The following is a 17,484-nucleotide window of genomic DNA, read 5'->3' as shown; positions in this document are numbered from 1 at the left end:
CATGGAGAAACTGTCGGCAATCATTCTTACCAAGGATGAAATTCATAATATTGAATCTGTTATAAGGTCTGTAAATTTTGCAGATGAAATAATTGTGGTTGATAGTTTTAGCACAGATGGTACTTTTGAAAAAGCAAAAAGTCTGAACGCTACCGTAATTCAAAGAAATTTTAGCTATCACGCTGAGCAAAAAAACTGGATTATTCCGCAGGCAAAACATAATTGGGTGTTGATTGTAGATGCTGATGAACGCGTGACTCCTGAATTACAAAGTGAAATAATGGCTATTTTAAATTCACAACCAAAACATGCGGCTTACTGGATTGGAAGAATCAACCATTTTATGGGTAAACGCGTAAATTATAGTGGTTGGCGAAATGATAAAGTGATTCGTTTATTTCAAAGAGATTTATGTCAATACGACGACAAATTGGTTCACGAAGAAATAATTGCGCAAGGTTCTGTTGGATATTTAAATAGCAAATTTCTTCACTATACCTATACCACTATGGATGCGTATATGGAAAAAATGAATCGGTATGCTACCAAACAAGCTGAAGAATACGATAAAAAAACGGGTAGATTAACACCTTATCACTTCGTTATTAAACCGTTATGGGGTTTCCTTAAACATTATATCGTTCAAAGCGGATTTAGAGATGGCGTTGTAGGCTTAACCATTGGTTATATTCAAGGCTACGTTGTGTATATGCGCTATGTTAAATTATGGCTTTTACGAAGAAACTTAAAATAAATACGATTTACTTATTTATTTTTTCGCCAAAACATAAGTTTGTTTTTAAGGCGTCTTTTTTTATGAAAGCGCTGCTGAAAAGCTTCTGTTTCTTCCCACATTAAATTGAAAACGCGCTTATAATTATAACCACTTAATTTAGCATATTCATCACTCATTATTTCCACCATGGATTTATGAATGGTTAAACGCGCGAAGTTTTTAATGCGTGTTTCAAAATCCATATCACCAAATTCCATGCGATTTAAGTCCACAAGGAAAAATTTATACTTTCCATCGTTTAATTGAATTAAGGTATTTCCAGGTGAATGGTCTAAAAAATTCACACCAGCTTCATGCAACCTAAATGTAAAGCGCGTAAAAGCACGTAAAATAGCTTCATGGCTCAACATGGTGAAGTCGAAAGTTAATTCGCGATAGGTTAAATCATAAGGTAAATGTTCGCTTATGTAATAACTTTTTTTGAATGAAAAAGCTGTTTTATACTCGTAGAAGGCAATAGGTTTAGGTGTACCAATTCCTAAATCCAATAAGCGATTTGCATATTCATAGGAACGTTGTGCTTTACTTTTTCTTAAAAAACGATACGCAACTTGATTTATGACATTCGGAACTTTAAAAGATTTTACATTAATAGTCAACCCATTTAAATCGAATAATTTAAGCGAATTTCTGTCTTGGTTTCCAAAGTTTTCACCAGTCGTTTCATAATTAACAATATAGCTTGTAAGCTGTTGCTCATCCTTTTGAAACGCCTTATGCACCGTATAATTCATAGTACAATATTACAATTTTTATTTTGTTTTAATAATGTATTAAATTAGCAGTTCAATTGCAATTTATATAATTTGCAGCAAAGCTTTTTCTATGCGCACAATTTGTTTGGAGTCTCATAATATTGATAATTTATTCTTCGGCTTTGGTCAGTTTAATTACCAACTCATTAAAGGATTTCATAAACATTCGGAGCTTTTAAAAGCCATGAATGTTCAAATAACTCTAATTAGCAAACATCCTGAAAAATTAGAAGAAGAATTCGGTCGCACTTTTTCATATAAAAAGTATAATTCCTTACAACGCATCAAACTCTTTCGGATAAAGGAGAAATACCATTTGTGGCATTCCTTAAATCAAAACACCAAAGTAGAACCATTTAACACTATTCCTTATTTGTTAACGGTTCACGATGTCAATTTCATGGAGGAATTAGTTGGAAATGAATTACATAAACGCATAAAACTATTTAATGACAAACTAAATAGAAGTCATGCTATATCTTACATTTCGGAATATGCTAAAGCCATGACGCACAACTATTTCAAAGTGCCAAATGTTCCCGAATATGTTATTTATAATGGTAGTTCTAAACCTCTTGAAATTCCAGAAAACCACCAACCAGAATTTCTTCCAAAAGGTGAATTCTTATTCTCAATTGGTGAAGTTTTAGAGAAAAAAAACTTTCATACTTTAGTTAAAATGTTGACCAACCTACCAGATTTAAGCTTAATTATTTCAGGTAAAAATACAACGGATTATGCTAAAGATATTTTAAAAAAGGTCGTGGATTTACAACTTCAAAATCGGGTGTTTTTAACTGGGAAAATCTCTGAAGCCGACAAAGCCTATTATTTGAAAAATTGTTATGCTTTTTGCTTTCCATCTTTACGTGAAGGGTTTGGAATCCCTCCCATTGAAGCCATGCAGTATGGAAAACCGGTTTTTTTATCAGATAAAAGTTCGCTTCCAGAAGTTGGTGGAAAACATGCTTTTTATTGGGATCATTTTGAACCTAAATATATGGCCGATATTTTTCAAAACGGCATGAGAATCTACAACGAAGATCCAAATGCTTACAGCCAAAAATTAAAACAACATGCTAATTCCTATTCGTGGGATGACACGGCTAAACAATATTTAAAAGTGTACGAAAGTTTACTTAAATAAGTGCTTAAAGTATTGTCCGAAATTCTTTTTAGCAATAAAAAACTTCGATGGCATAATCCCGTCTAAATTGATGTTTTTACGAATTTCTTCAATGGTATTTCCTTCACAAAACTCTAAATGTTTCCATTTTTCTGGTTCAATATAAAAGAAATTTTCACGTTCTTTATAGTTGAATTTATTGGTGGTTCGCCATTTTTCTAAAAACGATTCCTTATTCTGAACTTCAATATTATGTCCCCAATTATCTAATTTCAAAACCAGTTCGGCTTCATCTCTGGCAATACTTTCGTGCAATAGAATATTTTGAGTATAAACAATGCGTTTGCGCGTATTTCTAGCAACTTTATAATTCGGAAAATTGGTGGCCATAATACCGCGTGTTGGCTCTTTAATAAACAACACACCATTATCTGTATATTTATACATATTAATTAAATAGGCCGCAATTTGAATATTCTTTTTTTCAGGATTATCCAAGTAACTGTCAAAACGTCTTAATTCCTTAACATACTTGGCGAAATCCACAAAATACTCATCGCTATCCACTTGAACTAACCAATTACCAATGCCCATTTTTAGTGACAACATATGGCGTTCGCGATTGTCATTTTCAATGGCAATTAAATTCGAATCGTAGAAATCATCCTTATATAATTGAATTTTGTTATCAACATCAAAGGCTTCCAACCATTCAAAAAAAGCAGGATCCACTTCAAAAGTTTCACCAGACCAAGTTCTACTTTTATGATCCATGGCAATAAAAATAGCATCCGCATCTTGATAAACTGGCGGAATTGATTTTTTTAGTTTATCGTAATCATAAGACAGTAAAAAACCAACGTGTATTTTTTTCATGGATTATCAGGGATTATTTTTTACAAATATAGTTTAAGCCACATAAATAACTACTTTTGTCTTTAAAATGTGGTGAAAAATGTCCGAATTAACTGTAATTATGCCTGTTTATAATGGTGAACGTTTCTTAAAAGAATCCATTAACAGCGTGTTGAATCAAACATTTAAAGATTTCACATTGTTGGTTTTAAACGATAATTCTACAGATGGCACTTCTGAAATTTTAGAAGCTTATAAAAAACAAGATTCTCGTGTTTCTGTTATTAGCAAAACAAAAAATGAAGGTCCCGCCAATTTACGAAATGAAGGTATAGAATTAGCCGAAACCGAATTTATTGCCTTGTTAGACGCTGATGACATTGCCTTACCAAAACGTTTTGAAAAACAGTTAGATTATTTAAAAGCGAATCCAGATGTAGGTGTTTGCGGTACTTGGTTTACTTTTTTTGGAACTAAAGAAAAAACTGTGCAACATGAAGTGGAACATGAGGCCTTAAAAGTGCAATTTCTACACAGTTGTGGAATTGGCAATCCAACCGTTATGTTTAGAAAAACAGCATTGGGCAGTTTGCGTTTCGAGCATCAATATGTTCCGGCTGAAGATTATGGACTTTGGGCGCAATTAATTCATAAAACTAAATTTCACAACATCCCGGAATCGCTTTTAAAATACCGTTGGCATGATGCTAATATTAGCCAGACGAAAGAAGCAAATCTTCGAAAATCGGAAGTATTAATCAAAACCAAGCAGTTAGAAAATTTGGAAATTCAGGCTTCAGATTCTAATATTCAATATTACATTAATGCCGTTTCTTTGCAACGAAAGCAAGCGTCAAGTGAACTTATTAAAACCATGCAAGCGGCTTATGATTTATTAGAAAGAAATAAAAATTTAAAGATTTATAATCAGGAATTATTTGAAAAGCATATTAATAGAACCATTTCGCGATCTATTAGAAACGCCCGTGATTACAACAAAGAATTTTATGCGTTTTTAAAAAATGAATCGGGGTTCTTCAAAGTTTTAAAACCAGTCGATAAAATGTCGTTATTCTTTAAATGCCTATTTTGAAAATTGATATTTCAACAAGCGTTTATAATATTTAAACTTCGTTTTAAAATCGGCTTCTTCAAAATAAGTTGTCATGAAGTCCAATTGAATTTTAGTTAATTTTTCACCTTTATGTTTCAGCTTTAAAACTTCAAAAGCGGTTGCATTTCCTAAAGATTTAATAACCTTTTTCATGTTTTCGGTTTTAGACTCTGGAATGGCATCTGAAACTTCTTTCACATTTAAATACGAGGAATAATTCTTAAAAAATTCAGATTGTAATGAATAAACGCCACCTTCATGAACCCTATAAACTGCCGATTCAAAATCCATAAAAACACCTTTTCCTTTTTGTAATAAAATGAGATATAAGGAATTATCCTTTGAATGTTTAAAGGATTTTAGAAGTTCCAAATTTAAAGCTTCCTTTTTAAAAACGGCCGTTAACGTCAGCGTGCAATACGGTGAAAATATCGAGTTATAATCAATAGTTGTTAAATCATTTTGATGTTTCCACTTATTAGATGAAAAACTGCTTCCATTAAAAATTTTATAATTCGTCCAGGAAATTACAAAATCTGGATTTGATTCTAAAAAATCAACTTGCTTTTGAAGTTTTAAGGGATCTATCCAATAATCGTCACCTTCACACAAGGCAATATATTTGCCGTCTGCTTGTGGAAAACTGTAATGCCACCAAGGCATAATATGCTGTGAATATTTATTTTCGTTTTGAAGAATTAATTTAATTCGAGGATCTTTGGCTGCATGTTTTATTAAAATAGCTTGCGTACCATCTGTAGATGCATCATCGTGAATCTGAATTTCTATAGGGAAATTCGTTTTTTGAAGATAAAAACCTTCCAAAGTTTGTTCTATAAATTTCTCTTGGTTAAAAGTTGTACAGCAAATGGTTAGCAATGGCATCATTGTTACTTATTTTTTAATTTTCCAGGAACACCAACAATGGTGTTTTCTGATAAACAATCGGCAACAACAACCGTTCCAGCGCCAACTGTAACATGATCTCCCAATGTTATATTTGGTAAAACAATGGCACCTGCACCAATACTGCAATTGTTTCCAATTTTTACGCGACCTAATATTTGAGCGCCTGGAGACACATCACAATAATCACCAATAATAACATCATGATGAATATGAGCGGCTGTATTTATTAAGCAACCTTCGCCAATTTGAACGCTATTACTGATAAAAACAAAGGGCATGATATTAGACCCCGCTCCAATATTAACATCTAAAGCGCCTATATTGGCATGTTTTGAAATAACGGTTTGATAAACACCACCTTCTTTTAGAAATTTTTCTACAATACTTTTTCGGTATTTTGGAATACCAATAGCGGAAACAAAATGTGGGTTTTCATTGAAATCAATTTCCTTAATATCATGCAAAATGGGATATGTATCCAAAAAAAGTGCTTCTTCAGGTTTTGTGAAATCGTCATAAAAAGTAAGCGAAGATTGAACATTTACCGTTTCATTTAATACGACTAACAAATCTTTGGCATGACCTTTTGCCCCGAGTACTATCATTTAAAGAGAATTAATAAGGTTACAGATTTCCGAAACTTGCTGTTTTTCTAATTCGAAATATAAAGGCAAACATACTATTTTATTACAAATATCTTCGGAAATCGGCATGCTCACTGAATTTTCTAAATAGGGTAATTTATTTAGCGATGGATAAAAATAACGTCTTGGAAATATTTTTAAAACGGCCAATTTCTCTAAAACCAATTCCAAATGGTCTTGATTCTTAAAAATTACAGGCATATAAGAATAATTTCTTTCGGTAAAATCTCTAAAATTAAAAAGCGTTAAATTCTCATTATTTTGCAATAAAGATTCATAATGCTCCGTAAGCATTTTTCGTTTTTCAATAATTTTATCAATATAAGGAAACACACTCAAACCCATGGCTGCCTGCATTTCAGAAGCCTTGGCATTAATGCCTAATCCGTGATATTCTAATGGTCCATTATGCCCAAAATTATGATGGTAATAGCATTTCTTATACAAGTCATCATTTGGAACAAAAATAGCACCGCCTTCTCCCGTATGAAATAATTTAGTAGAATGAAAACTAGTGGTAATTATATCACCATAAGAAAATATAGATTTTCCTTTATATTTTACGGCAAAACTATGAGCGCCGTCATAAATAACTTTCAGGTTATGTTTTTTTGCAATGGCTTCAATGGTTTCAATATCGCAAGGATTCCCAAAAACGTGAGTTGCCAAAATGGCTTCTGTATTTTCAGTGATAGCGGCTTCAATTTTTTCGGGATCAATAGTTAGCATATCTCGCTCTATATCCACAAAAACAGGCTTACAATTCTCCCAAACAATAGCAGACGTCGTTGCCACATAACTAAATGGCGTGGTAATGACTTCTTTAGTAATTCCAAGCGTTTTTAAAGCAATTTGTAAGGGTAAAGTTCCATTTGTGGTGATAAAGAAATTTGAAATATTAAGATATTCAGATAGGGTTTCCTCTAATTCTAAAAGCAATTCACCTCTATTGGTCATCCACTTTTTGTCCCAAGCGCGTTTTAAAATTTTTTCAAATTCTTCAATAGGCGGCAAAAAGGTTTGCGTAACATGTATCATATTAACAAAATTAAAAAACTTCGGGTTTAAGGGACTATAAAAATATTTTATTTTATAATTGAAGTAATTGCTTGCTAAATGTATAATTTTACCTGACAAAAAGTTGAAAATATGCGCAAAAAAATCCTAATCATACCATCTTGGTACCCAAATACTGATAATGAGTTGATTGGAACTTTTTTCAAAGAACAAGCGCAGTTACTTAATGAAAACGGCTTCGACATCAAAATAATCTACGGTATTGAAAAGGAACTAGGTCTTTTTGATTATTTAAAATCACGACTAAAACATGCTTTTAGCAAAAATAAGTTGGTTAACCGAAGTTATTTAATTCAAGATCCTGAAGCCTGTTCTTTTTCCATTAATCATTATAAAAAATGGCCGACTAAATGGAAACTGCAAAACAGTAAAAAGGCCTATCAAAAAGCATTTGAAATCATAACTAATTCTTGGTGCCCCGAACTTATTCATGCGCAGTGCACGGCCAATGGCGGAATTTACGCCCATTATTTATCAAAAATTAATAAATTACCTTTTGTAATTATTGAGCATCAAACATTCCTATTAAATTATTACCATAAAAAAACACAAAGAGCCATTCGTGAAGCCATTGAAAATGCTTCCAAAATTGGCGCGGTTAGCTACCATCAACAGCGTTGCATCTTAATGAACAGCATGGATTGTAATCCCGAAATTATTTGGAATTTAATGGATGAGCAGAAGTTTCAAATACCTGTAAAAACAGAAAAATCGAAATTCACCATTCTAGCTATAACCTATCCGCAACTCATTAAAGATTCGGAGACATTTTTTAGAAGTTTAGAAGCTTTCAAAGAACTTTATAACGGCGATTTTGAAGCAATTATTATTGGAAATGATTCGTTTTTAGATGGTTCAAAAGCAAACAGTTCCTATCTTGAATCTTTAGCCAAAAAACATAACGTATTAGACAACTGTACGTTTTATCCAAAATTAACACGAACAGAAATTAATGTGAAATTGCAAAGCTGTGATGTTTTTGTCTCTACTAGTGTGGCAGAAACATATGGCGTTGCCGTTCGTGAAGCTATGTTATGCGGAAAACCAGTTATCGCTACTAAAAGTGGTGGCGTTGAAGATTCTATCACTGCTGAAACGGGTGTATTGGTTAATTTAAAAGATGCGGAGGCGATTGCTGAAAATTTATTAAAAATAAAAAACAAGGAACTTGTTTTTAATCCAGAAGCCATCAGATCTTTGGTAATAAAACAAAGTGGCAGAGCTGCATTTATTAAAACCATGACTGATTTTTATACTTAAAATTATGGAACGATCAGCATTACAAGAAGCAGTTAAAAATTTGAAACTTGGCAAAACCATCCTCTACCCCACCGATACCGTTTGGGGGTTGGGTTGTGATGCAACAAATCCAAATGCTGTATCAGAAATCTACAAATTAAAAAACCGTGTAGAAACTAAAGCGCTAATTTGTTTGGTTTCAAGTATAGAAATGTTAAATGTTTACATTGAAAATGTACCAGAAGCAGCCATCCGTTTTTTGGAATCAGCCACTAAACCCACAACTATTATTTATAATAATCCGCGCTTGGTTGCTGCCAATTTAATTGCGCTTGATAATACTTTGGCCATTCGGGTTGTAACAGAAGGTTTTGCACACGATTTAATAAAATTATTTAATAAACCTATTGTTTCAACTTCAGCGAATATGAGTGGGCATTCTTCGCCAAAATCATTCAAAGAAATACATGAAGACATTTTAAAAGATGTGGACTATGTTGTAAATTTGCAGAACGAAAAAATCAATACCCAGCCTTCCACTATTATTAGAATTTGTGAAGATGGAAGTGTTGACATTTTAAGAAAATAAAACTTTAAATTTTAAGCTCGAAAATCCTAATTAAATTTTTTGGATTTGGGATTTAGAATTTGGAATTTGAATCACATGAATTACAAAAACGCCCTAGAGCATTCTATTTTTAAAATAATTTCCAAGTCTGCCCAAGAATTACAGATGGATTGTTATGTCATTGGCGGCTTTGTTCGTGACTTTCTTTTAAAACGCGGCAACCCTAAAGACATTGATATTGTTGCCGTTGGTAGTGGTATTGAATTAGCCAGACAAGTGGCTCAAAACCTTCCAAATAAACCTAAAGTTCAAGTATTTAAAACCTATGGTACGGCCATGTTGCGTTTTGATGATATTGAAATTGAATTTGTAGGTGCCAGAAAAGAAAGTTACATTGAAACTAGCCGTAATCCAGTTGTAGAAAATGGCACTTTAGAAGATGATCAGAATCGTCGTGATTTTACCATAAACGCATTAGCATTAAGTTTAAACCAATCCAATTTTGGCGATTTACTCGATCCGTTTCAAGGTGTTCAAGATTTAGAAAATAAAATAATCCGCACACCTCTAAATCCAGACATTACCTATAGTGATGATCCATTACGAATGATGCGTGCCATCCGTTTTGCAACTCAATTACACTTTACTATTGAACAAAATTCACTGGATGCTATTTCAAAAAACAACCATCGTATTGAAATTATTACCAAGGAACGTATTGTTGTAGAACTTAATAAAATTTTAGAATCGCCTAAACCATCTGTCGGTTTTTTACTATTAGAACAAACGGGTTTATTAGAGCAAATTTTACCCGAACTCACGGCGCTTAAAGGTATTGATGAAATTGAAGGACAGAGGCATAAAGACAATTTTTATCACACTTTAGAAGTGGTGGATAATATTTCCGTGAACACGGAAAACGTCTGGCTGCGTTGGGCTGCGTTACTTCATGATATTGGCAAAGCCCCAACAAAGCGCTTTCATAAAAAAATTGGTTGGACATTTCACGCCCACGAATTTGAAGGCTCTAAAATGGTTTATCGCTTATTCAAACGATTGAAAATGCCGCTGAATGATAAAATGAAATTTGTTCAAAAAATGGTACTCATGAGCTCACGACCAATTGTTTTGGCTGATGAAATAGTGACGGATTCCGCAGTTAGACGCTTGGTTTTTGATGCCGGCGATCATGTGGAAGATTTAATGACGCTTTGTGAAGCAGATATTACAACCAAAAACCCTAATAAATTCAAAAAATATCACAGCAACTTTAAAAATGTTCGCGATAAAATTGTTGAAGTTGAAGAACGTGATCAAGTTCGAAATTTTCAACCACCAGTTTCTGGTGAAGAAATTATGGAAACATTCGGTATAAAACCATCCCGAGAAATTGGAACCATTAAAGAACGCATTAAAGAAGCTATTTTGGATGGCCATATTCCTAATGAATACCAAGCCGCATTTCAGTTGATGTTGAAAGAAGGTGAAAGTTTAGGATTGAAGCGCGTTACGAAATAGAAAAAAAACTTTGCAGCTCTAAAAATCTGAAAATTAAAAAAATGAAAAAAGATAACAAAAACGTCATTTACTGGCTACTTACAGGTTGCGTACTCATTTTTATAATGGTCGTTGTTGGTGGTATAACGAGGTTAACGGATTCTGGATTATCCATGTCCGACTATAAACTTATTACAGGAACTATTCCACCATTAAATGATGCTGAATGGCAAGATGCTTTTGCATTATATCAACAATACCCCGAATTTCAAAAGCTACATTCTCATTTTACTTTAGAAGATTTTAAAGGCATTTATTTCTGGGAATGGTTTCATCGATTAATAGGCCGTGTAATTGGATTGGTATTTATAATTCCATTTTTATATTTCCTGCTTAAAAAGCGACTTTCTGCTAAAACTATTAGAAAATGTATAGTTCTTTTAATATTGGGTGGTTTTCAAGGGTTTTTGGGTTGGTATATGGTGAAAAGTGGTTTGGTAGATATGCCAGACGTGAGTCATTATAGACTTGCAGCGCATTTAACAACAGCATTTTTAACCTTTGCAGCAACACTTTGGGTGGCCTTGGATTTAATTTATCCAGATAAGAAAGCAATCAATAAAAAGTTCAGAAATCTTATTATTGTCAGCTATGTTATTCTAATTATTCAAATAATTTATGGTGGTTTTGTAGCCGGATTAAAAGCTGGGTTACTTCATAATCATTGGCCTTATATGAATGAAGATAAATTTATGCATGAAACGGTTTATATTTTGGAGCCTTTTTATAAAAACCTGATAGAAAACCCAAGTGGCATTCAGTTTATTCATAGAACGTTTGCGTATTTGGTGGTAGGTTTTATTTTTATTCTATGGTTTAAAGCGCGCGAAATGACCTTAACCAAACTACAAAGAAGAGGTATTGACTCTCTTTTAATTTTAGTTGGTTTTCAATTTTTATTGGGTGTTTTCACCATAATTTACGCGGTACCTTTATGGTTAGGAGTTGCGCATCAAGTAGGCGCATTTTTTCTGCTTTCCGCTATGACTTTTACGCTACATCGTTTTAGCAAATAATTATAAATAACTACCTTTGCAGCATAAATAATATTATGATATATAGATTTCGAATAGTACTAGATAACGATAGTGATAAGGATGTTTTTCGCGACGTAGAAATTCGTGACACGGATTCCATGGAAGATTTGCATAATATTATTACGCAGTCTTTTGGTTTTGATGGTTCAGAAATGGCATCTTTTTACGTTTCGGATGATGAATGGAATCAAGGTGAAGAAATTTCTTTGTTTGATATGAGCGATGGATTAAATCCAACCAAGCTTATGAGTAAATCGGTTTTAAAAGACACATTAAGTGAAGTACAAACCAAACTTATTTATGTTTACGATTTTTTAAGTATGTGGACTTTTTACGTTGAACTTGCCGAAATTGTGGAAGAAGCTGAAGGTACAGATTATCCAAATCTAATGTTTGTGCATGGACAAGTACCTGATGAAGCGCCTGAAAAAAACTTCGAGGCTGAAAATTTTGACGACTACAACGAATTTGAAGATGATTTAGATGTCGATGATTATGATAATTTAGATTTCGACGAGAACTGGAATTAACGCCCGTTCCTCTTCAAGAGGCAGATAAAATAATATTAAAAAGCATTCCTAACCGAATGCTTTTTTTATTTTAGCCTGTAACAATTTAGAAAGTTATTCGTCCTACAGATAACCACTAACTAGTTTTTAGTAGGAAAGAAACATTTTTATTTTTGCTGTATTTCCGATTAAACACTATATAAAACCAAGACTATTTTGGAAACCATTCTTACCATTACCAATCTAACCAAAAAATTCGGCTATCTCACGGCAGTTAAAGATTTATCATTCACTATAAATAAAGGCAACGTTTATGGCATTTTGGGTCCTAACGGCAGCGGAAAGTCAACAACCTTAGGCATTGTATTAAATGTTGTTAATAAAACTTCTGGAGATTTCAGTTGGTTTAATGGACTAACCTCAACACATGATGCACTGAAAAAAGTAGGTGCCATTATTGAGCGTCCCAACTTTTATCCTTACATGACGGCCTATCAAAACTTGAAATTAGTTTGTAAAATTAAAGGCGTTGATTTTAGTAAGATTGATGAAAAATTAGAACTCGTTAATTTGCTGGATAGAAAAAATAGTAAGTTTGAAACGTTTTCTTTAGGTATGAAACAACGTTTAGCTATTGCTTCGGCTTTACTTAACGATCCTGAAATTCTTATTTTAGATGAACCTACCAACGGATTGGATCCACAAGGAATTCATCAAATCCGTAGATTAATTCAATTTATAGCTAGCCAAGGCACTACCATATTATTGGCTTCTCACTTGCTAGATGAAGTAGAAAAAGTTTGTACTCATGTTGTTGTTTTGCGTAAAGGTGAAAAGTTATACTCTGGTCGTGTGGATGAAATGATATCCAGTCATGGTTTTCTAGAACTGAAAACCGAAGACACGAATATGTTAGTTCAGTTTTTAGAAAACAAAAAAATGTTTGGAAAAATTAAAGTGGAAGACGATTTGATAACTGCTTTCTTGGACGAACCTATGGACACCAAAACCGTTAACAAAATGCTTTTTGAAAATGGCATTATTTTAACCCATTTGGTGAAGCGAAAAGAAAGTCTTGAAGAACAATTCTTACAACTAACTGACAACAACTAATCCAACAAAACCAACTTCATGTTACGACTAGTCAATTTAGAATTACAAAAACTGCTTTTAAGCAGAACCAATAAAATTCTCATATTTATATCCTTTATTTTACCTTTTACGGTATTGATTTTATCATCTATAAAAATAAATTTCTTCGGCTTTTTCACTTTAGAATTAGGCGAATTAGGCATATTTAATTTTCCCATAATTTGGCATATTACCACATTTTTCGCCTCTTACTTCAAATTTTTCTTTGCCATAGTGGTTGTTAGCATGATTGGAAATGAATACAGCAATAAAACCATTAAACAGAATTTAATTGATGGTTTAAGTAAAAAAGAATTCATTTTATCCAAGTTTTATACCATCGTATTTTTCTCATTATTTGCTACCGTTTTAATTGCAGTAGCCACATTTCTTATCGGCTTATACTACTCTAGTTATACGGAAGCTAATATCATATTTAGAGAAACTGAATTTTTAATAGCCTACTTTGTTAAGTTGGTTGGTTTTTTCACGCTATGCTTATTTTTCGGCATGTTGTTAAGAAGATCTGCATTTGCACTTGCTTTTTTATTTTTATTATACATTGCGGAATGGCTTATTTTTTGGGCCGCCTATAAAATATTTGGAACTGCTGAAATGGCATTTAGAGTAAAAGGATTCCTTCCGCTAGAATCTATGTATAATCTTATTGATCAGCCGGTTCAACGCCTCATGATAGCGAAGTTTCCTGATAAAAATGAATTAACCTATGATTATGCTGTGCATTGGTACGAAATTGCTATAGTTTTAGGATGGACTGCCATATTAGTGTTTTTATCGTTAAGATTATTAAAGAAGCGAGATTTGTAATATATTTGGGTGCTATTGCTATCTGAATGAAAAAAATACTCTTAATTATCTTTTTACTATCTGTTGTTGTCTCTTATGGTCAGCAACAAGCTTCCAACTGGTATTTTGGCGAAAATGCTGGAATCCAATTTGGTTTAGACGGAAACATAACTGCTCTTAACGACGGACAATTAAATACGGTTGAAGGCTGTTCGTCTATTTCAGATAATAACGGAAACTTATTGTTTTATACGGATGGTTCTATCGTCTATAATAGAAATAACACGACTATGGTCAATGGAACGGGCTTATTAGGTGATGTCTCTAGTTCGCAATCGGCTATTGTAGTTCCTAAACCTGACGATCTTAATATTTTTTATGTCTTTACCGTTGGTTCCAACCAAACAACTAATGGACTAAACTTTTCAGTTGTAGACATGACTTTAGATTCCGGTTTTGGAGCTATAACGATAAAAAATCAACCGCTTTTATCCCGTTGTTCCGAGAAAATAGCCGCTGTTTTAAAAGACTGTGAAACTGGCGCCATATGGGTGATTGGCTATTCAAATTTTGGCGGAACATCCACAAACAATCTAAATACATTTCATGCCTTTGAAGTTACAAGTGCTGGTGTAAATACAACCGCTGTAAAATCTACTTTCAACAGATTAAATGTAGAAGATTCAAGAGGCTATCTGAAATTATCACCAGACGGTACCAAAGTAGCTTGTGCCAATATGGATGACGGTCTATATCTTTTTGATTTTGATGTTACCACAGGAATGTTAAGCAATAGCCAACGGATAACAATTGCAGGAAATAGTAATCAACCTTACGGTGCGGAGTTTTCACCTAATAGCCAGTATTTATATGTTACAACATCCAATGATTTTTTTGGAGGTAATGGCGACAATAATCCTAGTTCTCATATATCAAACTTATTACAATATGATTTATCCGCAGCTAATATTAGTACTTCCGCGTTTTTAATAGAAACAAGAAATTTATATCGAAGCGCTTTACAATTAGGTCCAGATGGAAAGATTTATAGATCCATGGCCGCAACGTACACAAGAGGGTTACCCTTTTTAAGCGTCATTAACAACCCAAATTCGCTGGGCGGAGGTTCCAATTATCAGCATAATGCTATTTCGTTAGGTCAGAATAATTCTACCCAAGGTTTACCGCCTTTTATAGCATCTTTCTTTACAGAGAAAATTGATATTACAAGTGGTGTAGCCCAAGCCAATATTTTGTCACTTTGTACTGGCGATACCTTTACATTAACTGCAGAAGATATTCCAGGAGCAACATACACGTGGACACTAAACGGCAACCCCATTCCAACACCAACACCTGCTTATGAATTGTTTTTAAACACAGGAGGTGATTACTCGGTTTTTATAGAAATACCTAGTAGCGACTGCGAATCAAAAGAAGGACAAGCTATTGTAACATATTTTGAATATCCTATTGCTAATCCTGCAACCAATCTTGATGTTTGTAGTGACAGTTCAATAGCAAACATAGATTTATCTGTTCGGAATTCAGAAATATTAAACACGCAAGATTCCGCCATTTATGGTGTTCATTATTTTGAATCACAAGAAGATGCTGACGCGAATGAAAATAAAATTATAGGTCTTTTTACCAACACCACAAACCCTACAACTATTTTTGCACGCATTCAAAACGAAGGCAATCCCAATTGCTATGATACGACCTCTTTTGAAGTCGAGGTTTTTATTACGCCTGTAGCAAACCCAATTGCTGACCAAGAACAATGTGATGATGCTACCGATGGCGATACCGCAAACGGCCAAGTTAATATTGATTTAATAGATTTTAATGCGCTTGTTTTAAATACTCAAAATCCAGCGGATTTCACTGTAAGTTATCATGCTTCTCAAGCTAACGCGGATGTTGGAGCAAGTCCTTTGGACGATACCTATTATAACCAGATACCTTTTCAAGAAGAAATTTTTGTTCGAATTGAAAACAAGCTAAATCCAGAATGCTTTGATACGACATCATTTAATATTAGTATCAATCCGCTTCCTACCGTTTTTGATACCAATTTAATTCAGTGTGATGAAGACGGTGTTTTTGATGGAAAAACAAGTTTCAATTTAAATGAAGCTTTTGATATTATTACAGGAAATTCAACCACTGTTTCAGTTGAATATTATGATAATCAGTTAGATGCTGAAAATGGCGGCACATTTCTAAATCCTTTAGGATATATAAATACCAATAATCCACAAATTATTTTTGCCAAAGTTATTAATAACAGTACGTTATGTTATAGCATAGCAGAATTATCTCTGGAGGTCAGTACCACGCAAATCAGTAATTATCAAGCTCCTGAAGTTTGTGATGAATTAGATTCTCAAGACGGAATTAATACTTTTGATTTGGATGCTATAGCATTAGCCATTCAGCAGGATAATGGTATAACATTTCCAGTAAGTTTTTACGGAACATATACAGATGCCTTATTAGAACAAAATGCTTTAGAAACACCTTTAAACAATACTACACCTTACAATCAGATTATTTACTCACGGGTAGAAAACAACAATGCTTGTTATGGAATTGGAGAAGTGACCTTAACTATCAATACCAGACCCGAACTAGAGCCAGATGATACTATTCTGTATTGTTTAAATACGTTCCCGCAGACACTATCTATAAATGCAGGCGTTTTATTTGATTCAGCTAATAACTACACCTATTCTTGGTCTTCTGGCGAAACTACTAATGAAATTGATGTCAATGCAGCTGGAAACTACACCGTAACGGTCGCAAATGGCTCTGGTTGTATAGAAACACGAACTATTACAGTTGATCCTTCAAATATTGCAACTATTGAAACGATTAATGTTAAAGATGCCTTACAAGGAAATAATACCATTTCGGTTATAGTTTCAGGTGAAGGCGAATATGAATATGCCTTATTTAATGCTGCTGGAAATTTATACGCTGCGTATCAAACGAGTTCAGAATTCACCAATATAGATCCAGGAATTTATACCGTAAGTGTTCGCGATGTTAAGAATGATTGTGGAATTGTTGATGCCATGGTTTCCGTAATTGGATTTCCAAAAGTATTTACACCAAATGGCGATGGCACTAATGATACTTGGAATGTTCAAGGTATAACCGCACAATTTCAACCCAACACTCGAATTTTAATTTTTAACCGCTACGGAAAACTGCTAAAAGAACTCAACCCGTTACAAGGCGGTTGGAATGGCACTTATAATGGCCAAGTTCTTCCAAATGACGATTATTGGTTTTCTGTACAACTACAAGATGGACGTATTTTTAAGAGCCATTTTACCCTAAAACGCTAATTAT

General features: G+C 33.5%; 16 protein-coding genes. 11 read left to right on the top strand and 5 right to left on the bottom strand.

The window, feature by feature from the left end:
- Position 1: 1 nt before the first annotated feature.
- Positions 2–754, top strand: coding sequence for a glycosyltransferase family 2 protein (locus ES674_RS07435; RefSeq protein WP_148403312.1), 753 nt, complete (start codon positions 2–4; stop codon positions 752–754).
- Positions 755–765: 11 nt separating this feature from the next.
- Here ES674_RS07435 and ES674_RS07430 read toward each other — a convergent pair whose 3' ends face one another.
- Positions 766–1,530, bottom strand: a complete 765-nt coding sequence (locus tag ES674_RS07430; RefSeq protein WP_148403311.1) for a lipopolysaccharide kinase InaA family protein — start codon at positions 1,528–1,530, stop codon at positions 766–768.
- Between the two features lie 91 nt (positions 1,531–1,621).
- Here ES674_RS07430 and ES674_RS07425 point away from each other — a divergent pair, with 91 nt between their 5' ends.
- The gene (locus ES674_RS07425) at positions 1,622–2,698 is read left to right on the top strand and encodes a glycosyltransferase family 4 protein (protein ID WP_148403310.1); all 1,077 of its coding nucleotides are present in this window, start codon (positions 1,622–1,624) and stop codon (positions 2,696–2,698) included.
- Here the strand turns inward: ES674_RS07425 and ES674_RS07420 are convergent.
- Entirely contained in the window at positions 2,687–3,553 is an 867-nt protein-coding gene (locus ES674_RS07420; protein ID WP_148403309.1) for a hypothetical protein, read from the bottom strand. The genes ES674_RS07425 and ES674_RS07420 overlap by 12 nt on opposite strands.
- 79 nt (positions 3,554–3,632) lie before the next feature.
- On the opposite strand from ES674_RS07420, the gene ES674_RS07415 reads away from it, so the two are divergent.
- Positions 3,633–4,625, top strand: a complete 993-nt coding sequence (locus ES674_RS07415; RefSeq protein WP_148403308.1) for a glycosyltransferase family 2 protein — start codon at positions 3,633–3,635, stop codon at positions 4,623–4,625.
- Here the strand turns inward: ES674_RS07415 and ES674_RS07410 are convergent.
- From ES674_RS07410 to ES674_RS07400, 3 genes are read right to left on the bottom strand one after another with little or no spacing between them, the layout of a single operon-like run.
- Positions 4,617–5,534: a glycosyltransferase family 2 protein gene (locus tag ES674_RS07410; RefSeq protein ID WP_148403307.1), complete on the bottom strand. Its 918-nt coding sequence runs from the start codon at positions 5,532–5,534 to the stop codon at positions 4,617–4,619. The two genes, ES674_RS07415 and ES674_RS07410, sit on opposite strands and share 9 nt — an antisense overlap.
- A gap of 2 nt (positions 5,535–5,536) precedes the next feature.
- Entirely contained in the window at positions 5,537–6,160 is a 624-nt protein-coding gene (locus ES674_RS07405; RefSeq protein WP_148403306.1) for an acetyltransferase, read from the bottom strand.
- Positions 6,161–7,237: a DegT/DnrJ/EryC1/StrS family aminotransferase gene (locus tag ES674_RS07400; RefSeq protein ID WP_148403305.1), complete on the bottom strand. Its 1,077-nt coding sequence runs from the start codon at positions 7,235–7,237 to the stop codon at positions 6,161–6,163.
- Positions 7,238–7,348: 111 nt separating this feature from the next.
- Between ES674_RS07400 and ES674_RS07395 the strand changes: the two genes are divergently transcribed.
- The 8 genes from ES674_RS07395 to ES674_RS07360 all read left to right on the top strand — a co-directional run bounded on the left by ES674_RS07395 (position 7,349) and on the right by ES674_RS07360 (position 17,480).
- A complete protein-coding gene (locus ES674_RS07395; RefSeq protein WP_148403304.1) occupies positions 7,349–8,536 on the top strand; it encodes a glycosyltransferase in 1,188 nt (395 codons plus the stop codon).
- A 4-nt stretch (positions 8,537–8,540) separates the two neighbouring features.
- Entirely contained in the window at positions 8,541–9,104 is a 564-nt protein-coding gene (locus ES674_RS07390) for an L-threonylcarbamoyladenylate synthase (RefSeq protein ID WP_148403303.1), read from the top strand.
- 75 nt (positions 9,105–9,179) lie between these two features.
- Entirely contained in the window at positions 9,180–10,601 is a 1,422-nt protein-coding gene (locus ES674_RS07385; protein WP_148403302.1) for a CCA tRNA nucleotidyltransferase, read from the top strand.
- Positions 10,602–10,642: 41 nt separating this feature from the next.
- Positions 10,643–11,656: a COX15/CtaA family protein gene (locus ES674_RS07380; protein ID WP_148403301.1), complete on the top strand. Its 1,014-nt coding sequence runs from the start codon at positions 10,643–10,645 to the stop codon at positions 11,654–11,656.
- Positions 11,657–11,691: 35 nt separating this feature from the next.
- Positions 11,692–12,207, top strand: a complete 516-nt coding sequence (locus ES674_RS07375; RefSeq protein ID WP_148403300.1) for an IS1096 element passenger TnpR family protein — start codon at positions 11,692–11,694, stop codon at positions 12,205–12,207.
- Positions 12,208–12,402: 195 nt separating this feature from the next.
- On the top strand, positions 12,403–13,299 hold the full coding sequence (locus ES674_RS07370; protein WP_148403299.1) for an ABC transporter ATP-binding protein: 897 nt from the start codon (positions 12,403–12,405) through the stop codon (positions 13,297–13,299).
- A gap of 18 nt (positions 13,300–13,317) precedes the next feature.
- Positions 13,318–14,145 carry an ABC transporter permease subunit gene (locus ES674_RS07365; protein ID WP_148403298.1) on the top strand — a complete coding sequence of 276 codons (828 nt, stop codon included), beginning with the start codon at positions 13,318–13,320 and terminating at the stop codon, positions 14,143–14,145.
- Positions 14,146–14,171: 26 nt separating this feature from the next.
- The gene (locus ES674_RS07360) at positions 14,172–17,480 is read left to right on the top strand and encodes a T9SS type B sorting domain-containing protein (protein ID WP_148403297.1); all 3,309 of its coding nucleotides are present in this window, start codon (positions 14,172–14,174) and stop codon (positions 17,478–17,480) included.
- The last annotated feature ends 4 nt before the right edge of the window (positions 17,481–17,484 follow it).

The organism is Bizionia myxarmorum (assembly GCF_008086205.1).
GTDB lineage: Bacteria > Bacteroidota > Bacteroidia > Flavobacteriales > Flavobacteriaceae > Algorimicrobium > Algorimicrobium myxarmorum.
This window is presented reverse-complemented; position numbering and strand designations above follow the sequence as displayed.

Excerpts from the sequence above, each read along its gene's own strand:
- ES674_RS07405 (WP_148403306.1), bottom strand. The coding sequence starts at position 6,160 with ATGATAGTACTCGGGGCAAAAGGTCATGCCAAAGATTTGTTAGTCGTA.
- ES674_RS07375 (WP_148403300.1), top strand. The coding sequence starts at position 11,692 with ATGATATATAGATTTCGAATAGTACTAGATAACGATAGTGATAAGGAT.
- ES674_RS07360 (WP_148403297.1), top strand. The coding sequence starts at position 14,172 with ATGAAAAAAATACTCTTAATTATCTTTTTACTATCTGTTGTTGTCTCT.
- ES674_RS07395 (WP_148403304.1), top strand. The coding sequence starts at position 7,349 with ATGCGCAAAAAAATCCTAATCATACCATCTTGGTACCCAAATACTGAT.
- ES674_RS07430 (WP_148403311.1), bottom strand. The coding sequence starts at position 1,530 with ATGAATTATACGGTGCATAAGGCGTTTCAAAAGGATGAGCAACAGCTT.
- ES674_RS07380 (WP_148403301.1), top strand. The coding sequence starts at position 10,643 with ATGAAAAAAGATAACAAAAACGTCATTTACTGGCTACTTACAGGTTGC.
- ES674_RS07365 (WP_148403298.1), top strand. The coding sequence starts at position 13,318 with ATGTTACGACTAGTCAATTTAGAATTACAAAAACTGCTTTTAAGCAGA.
- ES674_RS07400 (WP_148403305.1), bottom strand. The coding sequence starts at position 7,237 with ATGATACATGTTACGCAAACCTTTTTGCCGCCTATTGAAGAATTTGAA.
- ES674_RS07410 (WP_148403307.1), bottom strand. The coding sequence starts at position 5,534 with ATGATGCCATTGCTAACCATTTGCTGTACAACTTTTAACCAAGAGAAA.
- ES674_RS07420 (WP_148403309.1), bottom strand. The coding sequence starts at position 3,553 with ATGAAAAAAATACACGTTGGTTTTTTACTGTCTTATGATTACGATAAA.
- ES674_RS07390 (WP_148403303.1), top strand. The coding sequence starts at position 8,541 with ATGGAACGATCAGCATTACAAGAAGCAGTTAAAAATTTGAAACTTGGC.
- ES674_RS07415 (WP_148403308.1), top strand. The coding sequence starts at position 3,633 with ATGTCCGAATTAACTGTAATTATGCCTGTTTATAATGGTGAACGTTTC.
- ES674_RS07385 (WP_148403302.1), top strand. The coding sequence starts at position 9,180 with ATGAATTACAAAAACGCCCTAGAGCATTCTATTTTTAAAATAATTTCC.
- ES674_RS07435 (WP_148403312.1), top strand. The coding sequence starts at position 2 with ATGGAGAAACTGTCGGCAATCATTCTTACCAAGGATGAAATTCATAAT.
- ES674_RS07425 (WP_148403310.1), top strand. The coding sequence starts at position 1,622 with ATGCGCACAATTTGTTTGGAGTCTCATAATATTGATAATTTATTCTTC.